Annotated in this window: 6 protein-coding genes; all 6 read left to right on the forward strand. The window is 48.1% G+C overall.

Going from position 1 to position 6,377, the window contains the following annotated elements:
• Positions 1-314 (forward strand): ATP-binding protein (locus Q0224_RS09335; protein ID WP_297950839.1); only part of this gene is annotated, 314 nt, incomplete at its 5' end.
• A 707-nt stretch (positions 315-1,021) separates the two neighbouring features.
• A complete protein-coding gene (locus tag Q0224_RS09340; RefSeq protein WP_297950841.1) occupies positions 1,022-2,575 on the forward strand; it encodes an ATP-binding cassette domain-containing protein in 1,554 nt (517 codons plus the stop codon).
• Between the two features lie 278 nt (positions 2,576-2,853).
• Positions 2,854-3,174, forward strand: a complete 321-nt coding sequence (locus tag Q0224_RS09345; RefSeq protein ID WP_297950842.1) for a c-type cytochrome — start codon at positions 2,854-2,856, stop codon at positions 3,172-3,174.
• Between the two features lie 101 nt (positions 3,175-3,275).
• Positions 3,276-4,094: a riboflavin synthase gene (locus Q0224_RS09350; protein WP_297950843.1), complete on the forward strand. Its 819-nt coding sequence runs from the start codon at positions 3,276-3,278 to the stop codon at positions 4,092-4,094.
• Between the two features lie 10 nt (positions 4,095-4,104).
• Complete coding sequence (locus tag Q0224_RS09355; RefSeq protein ID WP_297950844.1) at positions 4,105-4,839, forward strand: polyphenol oxidase family protein; 735 nt, start codon at positions 4,105-4,107, stop codon at positions 4,837-4,839.
• Positions 4,840-5,027: 188 nt separating this feature from the next.
• On the forward strand, positions 5,028-6,167 hold the full coding sequence (gene iadA, locus Q0224_RS09360) for a beta-aspartyl-peptidase (protein WP_297950845.1): 1,140 nt from the start codon (positions 5,028-5,030) through the stop codon (positions 6,165-6,167).
• The last annotated feature ends 210 nt before the right edge of the window (positions 6,168-6,377 follow it).

A 6,377-nucleotide genomic window follows, 5' to 3' on the forward strand; every position in this document is an offset into this window, starting at 1 on the left:
CGGTTGAGGTTGATTTTGAGCTTTATGCAACCGGAGTTAAAAATTTAATCGATAACGCCTTAAAATACTCTAGCGGCAAAGTCCTTGTAAATATAGATAAAAACACCGTCTGTATAAGCAGCACAGGAGATGAGCTTGAACCGGAAAGACTCGATTTTGAAAGAGCTTTTAACAGAAAGGTAGAGACGTCAAATTCAGGACTTGGCCTTGGGCTTTATATCGCAAACCAAATTTTTATAAAACACGGCCACACCTTAAAATACAAGTACGAAGACGGTAAAAATATTTTTCTAATATGTTTCATAAACACTTGATCTAAAAATAACTTGTTTATTAATACTTATAAATTATTTTAAGCTCGTTATTTGCGCTGATTAATTCATTTATAAAGCCTAACAAATCTGTTATTAATAGTTATAATGACATCCCTGTGATATCTGCTATATTTTTTTGGTTTACGATAATTCCGAGATTTTTTAGATATTTAGTCATTCCGTAGAAGCCACAATAAGGTAGCTGAAGAAGAATTCACACACGCACGCTAAAATTTAACGGCTCTTTCGTCGTGTAGAAAAGATAAAATTTTAGTAGAGTACGGTATGGGGGCGTCTAAATTTAAATGTGATCGTTTTGGTTGATGCGCGGCTTTAAATTTTATACGGCTTGTTAAGACTGTGGCGATGAGTAATTTTAAAATTTTGATTTTGGCGTGGGTAAAATTTAACGACAGCGCGTTCTGTCGTCGAGGTATGATGTATGGGTATCTGGCGGTATATCGACGTAGTGGAGATTGGCAAGTGTTGCATATAAACGAAGCGAATTAAAATAAGAATGCGGATGAAATTAGCGCCGCGTGATACATATAAATAGCAGCATGCCCCGTAAACGATGTGATTCGCGATAAAATTTTGCGTAAATTAAGGCGAAATTTAGCCGACGAAATGAGAACGGGATTTAAAATTTAACCGTTTTTTCAAGCGAATTTTGCCACAATTGCGCTCAAATTTCGTTGGGGCAAAAGATGAAAAAATATACCAAACAAATCCTCGCGATGCTCGCGCTAAATGCGATCTACAGCGGCTCGGGGATCTTGATTTTAAGCTTTATCAATAAATATCTACTTGACGGCGCCGAAAGAGGCGGGCGCATCATCGCGCTATTTTTCGCGCTCTTAGCGCTATTTCTGCTGCTTTCGGTGTTAAGCCGCATCATGCTTTGCAAGATGGAAAACGACTTTGTGTTCGATCTGCGCACCAAGATTATCAAGCAGATCATCGATACGAAGTTCGAGCGCATCGAGGCTGCGTCGAAGGCGAACCTGCTTGCGTCCCTTTCCAGCGACATTTCGCGCCTGACCGAGGGCTTTATGCGCATCTCAGAGCTTATTCAAGGCGCGATGATCGTGCTGTTTTGCGGCATCTACGTGCTATACATCGCGCCTATGATGTTTGCATTTTTATTCGTCTGGATCGGCGCGCTGATGATCTTCAACCGCTTTTTGATGAAAAAAGTCATGCAAAATTACGATCTATACCGCCAAAACGAGGACGTTTTGTATAAAAACTACGCCGCGGCGATCGAGGGGCACAAGGAGCTGTCGCTAAGCCTAGCCAAAGCAAAGAGCCTATACGAAAACGACTTTTTGCCAAACGCGCAAAATTTACGCCAAAGCTCGCTGCGAGCCGAGGTTTACGGCGCATTTGCGAGTAATTTTATGAACGTGATGATGCTAGGCGCGGTGGGCTTTGTGCTTTATTTCGGGCTCAGCGGCGGTAAGGCGGAGCTTGCAAACGCCGTAACGATCGCACTTACGGTGCTTTTTTTGCGCGCGCCTTTGATGATGCTAATATTCTCGCTTCCTAGCGTGCTGCGCGCCAAGATCGCCTACGCAAAGATCAAAGAATTAAATTTAGACCCTTTCGTGCAGGGCTTTGAGCTTGTGCAAATGCAGCCGTGGCGCAGCCTGGAGCTTAAAGACGTGGGCTTTTCGTATCCCGGCGGGAAATTCGGCATAAAAGGGGTAAGCTTGCAGCTAAATGCGGGCGAGACGGTGTTTTTAATCGGCGAAAACGGCAGCGGAAAATCGACGCTTTTTATGATTTTAGCGGGCCTTTATACGCCGCAAGCAGGCGAAATTTTAGCCGACGGCGCAGCCCTTAAACCCTCTGATCTGCGCGCCTACAGCAATAACATAAGCGCGGTTTTCAGCGATTTTTATCTCTTCGACTATGCTACGGGCGATGCGGACATCGCGCGCGAGTGGTTAGCGCTTACGCACCTGCAGGATAAGGTTGAGCTAAAGGGGGCTAAATTTAGCACCACGAGCCTATCTAGCGGGCAGCGCAAGCGTTTGGCGCTCGTAAGCGTGCTGATGGACGGGCGAAAATTTTTGATGCTCGATGAGTTTGCGGCCGATCTCGATCCGCAGTTTCGCGCGGAGTTTTATGAGCGGATTTTGCCGGAGCTGAAATCGCGCGGATACACGATCTTTGCGATCTCTCACGATGATAAATACTTCGGCGCCGCAGATAAAATTTATAAGATGCAAAGAGGCGAAATTTCGCGCATAAAGTAAAGCGGCTAAATTTTAAAATTCTGCGCAAAATTTCGCGATGGAATTTGACATCTAGATGAAATTAGCCTTAGGATTTTGCTACGAAATTCCACAATTGAAATTTAAGTGGCAAGGCGAAATTCGCTTAAAATTTTACAGCGTAAATTCCGCTTCAAGCCCCTATGCTAAAGTTTGCAGTAGATAGAATTTTGCCTCTTTAGGGCAAATTACAAAAATTTAGCCGAAATTTACTAAATTTTGATTATACTGCACCCACAATTTAAAAAGAAAGGATAGGAATGAAAAAAGTTCTTATTGCATGCGCTGCGTTGGCGGCGTTTAGTTCGGCAGCGTTTGCCGCAGACGGCGCTACATTGTATAAAAAATGCGTGGCCTGTCACGGAGCCAACGCCGAGAAGCCTTATCTTGGCGGCAAAGTACCTGCGCTAAACACCCTAAGCAAGGAAGATATCATCGCTAGCCTAAAAGGCTACAAAGACGGTAGTCTAGGCGAGGGCAAGGGAAAATTTGGCATGATGGGCGTTATGAAGGGTCAAGCAGCTTCGCTTAACGACGAATCGATCGAAGCGCTAGCCGATTTCATCGTCTCTAAAAAATAATTTCAAACTTCATTCGGCGGGCTTCGCGCTCGCCGAGCTTCGCTTAACCTTAAATTTCAAAATTCTACGCTAATATCACGTAAAAATTCCAAAGGCTCATAATGTTTAACGGACTGATCAGAGAGATCGCGCAGGTTGCGAGCTTTAACGGCGATTCGCTGCGACTGCGCGCGAGATACCGCCCCGCACTCGGCGATAGCGTCGCGGTAAACGGCGCGTGCCTAAGCGTGACGCGGCTTTTTGCGGACGGATTTGCGGTGCAGCTTTCGAGCGAGACGGCACGCGTCATCGCCGCACAAAACCTGCGCGGCTCGGTGCATATCGAGCCAGCGATGCGGCTAGGCGAGCGCATAGACGGGCATTTGATCCAAGGGCACGTCGATGCCGTGGGAGAAATTTATAAAATTTCAAAGCTTGCAAGCGGCGTCGATTTTTTTATCCGTGCGCCGCTGCACATAGCGCCGCTGCTAGCGCCGAAAGGCTCGGTAGCGATCGACGGCGTGAGTTTAACGATAAACGAAGTGCTTGAGGGCGGCGGAAATTTTATTCACAAAGACCGCAAAGGCCCGCTCGGTTCAAATTTTAGCGGCGCAGGTTCGCGCGGGCAAAATTCTAGCGGCTCAAATTCTGTTCGCGATCCAAACTCCTTGGGCGCAAATTTAAAGAGTGAAGCGCAAAGCTGCGCCATTCGCCTTACGATCATCCCGCTCACGCTTAAAGATACGCTCTTTGGAACCTACAAAATCGGGCGCCGCGTAAATATCGAGACCGATCTGCTCGCGCGATACGTCGCGGCACGGCTAGGCTTTGCCGGCGGACAGCCTGTCTGCGGTATGGACACGGCGCGCGATGAGAGCGCCTGGGGCGAGCAAGACGGGCTTTCATGGGACGCGGTAGATAAAATTTTGAGCCTGTATTAAGCGGCGCGTGATGGATAAAATCGAAATTTGTAGAGAAAATCTTGAGTTTGTATTGGACGAACGCGGCGTGTTGGCGGGCTTTAGCACGCGCGAAGGCGGCGTAAGCGGCGGAGCTTACGCGAGCTTAAATTTAGGAGATCACGTGGGCGATGATCCGCAAAACGTCGCGCAAAATCGTGAAATTTTAGCCGACATGCTCGGTATCGCGCCGCGAAATTTAAAATTTATGCGCCAGATCCACTCAAACCGCGTTGAAATTTTACGTGCAGGTAGCGATGAAATCCCGCCCTGCGACGGGCTCGTGACCGATCTGCGCGGCGTGGCGCTATGCGTGCTGGTAGCGGACTGCTCGCCCGTGCTGATCGCAGACGAGCGGCGCGGCGTGGTTGCCGCAGTGCATGCGGGGCGCGCGGGCGTGATAGGGCGGATATGCACGAATGCGATAAATTTGATGAGCGAGCGCTTCAGCTGCATCGCTGCGGAGCTGAAGGTATTCGTGGGCGCGAATATCAAGGCGCGAAACTACGAACTTGGCGGGCTCGATCTAGGCGAGTTTGAGCGCTACAAAACGCAGGGGCATTTCGATATGAACGCCGCGCTGCGCGACGAGTTCGCAGCTGCAGGAGTGCGAGAGGTAAAATTTGATCCGCGCTGCACTTTCGAGAGCGAGCGGCATTTTTCATACCGCAGAGACGGCGTCACGGGGCGCTTCTGCGGCTTTGTGATGAATAAGCCATACCTATAAAAAGCAGAAATAAAATATAAAATTTCTCCGCAAAGCCTGCTAAAATTTCTCGAAACGCTGTAAAATTTGACGTAGAGGCGCTGTAAAGCGAAGCGGCGAAAAGAGGCTAGATTGTGGCGTGACATCGCAGTCAAGAAAGCCAAAAAACGTAAATTTTAAAATCAAAAACCCAAAGCAAAGGAAAAAATATGCTGTTACTTAAAAATGCCGATTTATACGCGCCAGAGCATATTGGCAGGAGCGACGTTTTGCTCGGAGGTGGTAAAATTTTAGCCGTTTCTAAGGGGCTTGATTTTCGAGTTGAGGGGCTTGAGGTTTATGACCTAGAGGGCAAAATTTTAGCGCCCGGTCTCATAGATCAGCATGTGCACATCACGGGCGGCGGCGGCGAGGCGGGCTATCACTCTAGAACGCCCGAAATAACGCTATCTGGGATCATCCGCTACGGAACGACGACGGTCGTAGGCACGCTAGGCACGGACGGGTGCACGAGGAGTCTCGAAAATCTCTACTCAAAGGCAAAGGCGCTTGAATACGAAGGCATCTCGACCTTCATCCACACGGGCTCTTACGCGCTGCCTAGCGTTACATTTACGGGCTCCATCACGCGCGATCTGGTGCTCATCGACAAGGTCATTGGCTGTAAGATCGCGATGAGCGATAATCGCGGCAGCTACCCGACCTCTCAGGAGCTAATTAAGACCCTGACGCAGATACGCATCGGCGGGATGATCTCGAAAAAAGGCGGCGTGTTGCATATGCATATGGGCGGACTCGCGGATAAATTTGACCTGATTTTTAGCGCGATCAAGGATTATTCATTTCCGATTAATTACTTTTCGCCGACGCACTGCGCGCGGACGAAGGAGCTCTTTGACGAGGCGATCAAATTTCAAAAAATGGGCGGCTACATCGACATCACGAGCGGCGGAAGTAAATTTGCGCCGCTTGATGAAGCTATCGCCTATGGCCTTGAAAACGGCTTAAATTTAGAGCGCCTAACGATGAGCTCGGACGGCAACGGCAGCGTGCCTAGATTTGACGAAAACGGCGCGCTAGTGGGCTACGGCTGCGCTTCGTGCGAGACGAATTTAGAGGTCTTGCAAGCCTGCGTGAAAAATAAAATCCTAACCATCCCACAAGCGCTGAGCATGATGGGCAAAAACGTCGCAAAATACCTAAATCTAAGCGGCAAAGGCGAGATAAAAGTAGGCTTTGACGCTGATTTTGCGGTATTTGACGAGGCTTTAAACCTAGATAGCGTGATCGCGAAAGGGGAGTTTTGCGTCAAAGAGGGCAAGCTCGTGAAAAAGGGATTTTTTGAGTGAAAATCATTAGTGCGTAAATTTCGCCGACACGCTGAAATATGCAGTAGGTTTTGTACCGCTGTGGCCTATTTGGCTTTTACATGTCGAAGCTTGTTGCGTTTATGTAAAATTTGATCAAAAAACGGCAACTATATCCGGAGCGGAAAATTTCCGCCCCACTTAAGATTACGCGTTAGTTATCTGGATATAGTTTATTCCGCCCTCGGTTAC

Origin of the sequence: uncultured Campylobacter sp., assembly GCF_938002845.1 — a bacterium.
Taxonomy (GTDB): Bacteria; Campylobacterota; Campylobacteria; order Campylobacterales; family Campylobacteraceae; genus Campylobacter_B.

Excerpts from the sequence above, each read along its gene's own strand:
- Q0224_RS09340 (WP_297950841.1), top strand. The coding sequence starts at position 1,022 with ATGAAAAAATATACCAAACAAATCCTCGCGATGCTCGCGCTAAATGCG.
- Q0224_RS09345 (WP_297950842.1), top strand. The coding sequence starts at position 2,854 with ATGAAAAAAGTTCTTATTGCATGCGCTGCGTTGGCGGCGTTTAGTTCG.
- Q0224_RS09350 (WP_297950843.1), top strand. The coding sequence starts at position 3,276 with ATGTTTAACGGACTGATCAGAGAGATCGCGCAGGTTGCGAGCTTTAAC.
- Q0224_RS09355 (WP_297950844.1), top strand. The coding sequence starts at position 4,105 with ATGGATAAAATCGAAATTTGTAGAGAAAATCTTGAGTTTGTATTGGAC.
- iadA (WP_297950845.1), top strand. The coding sequence starts at position 5,028 with ATGCTGTTACTTAAAAATGCCGATTTATACGCGCCAGAGCATATTGGC.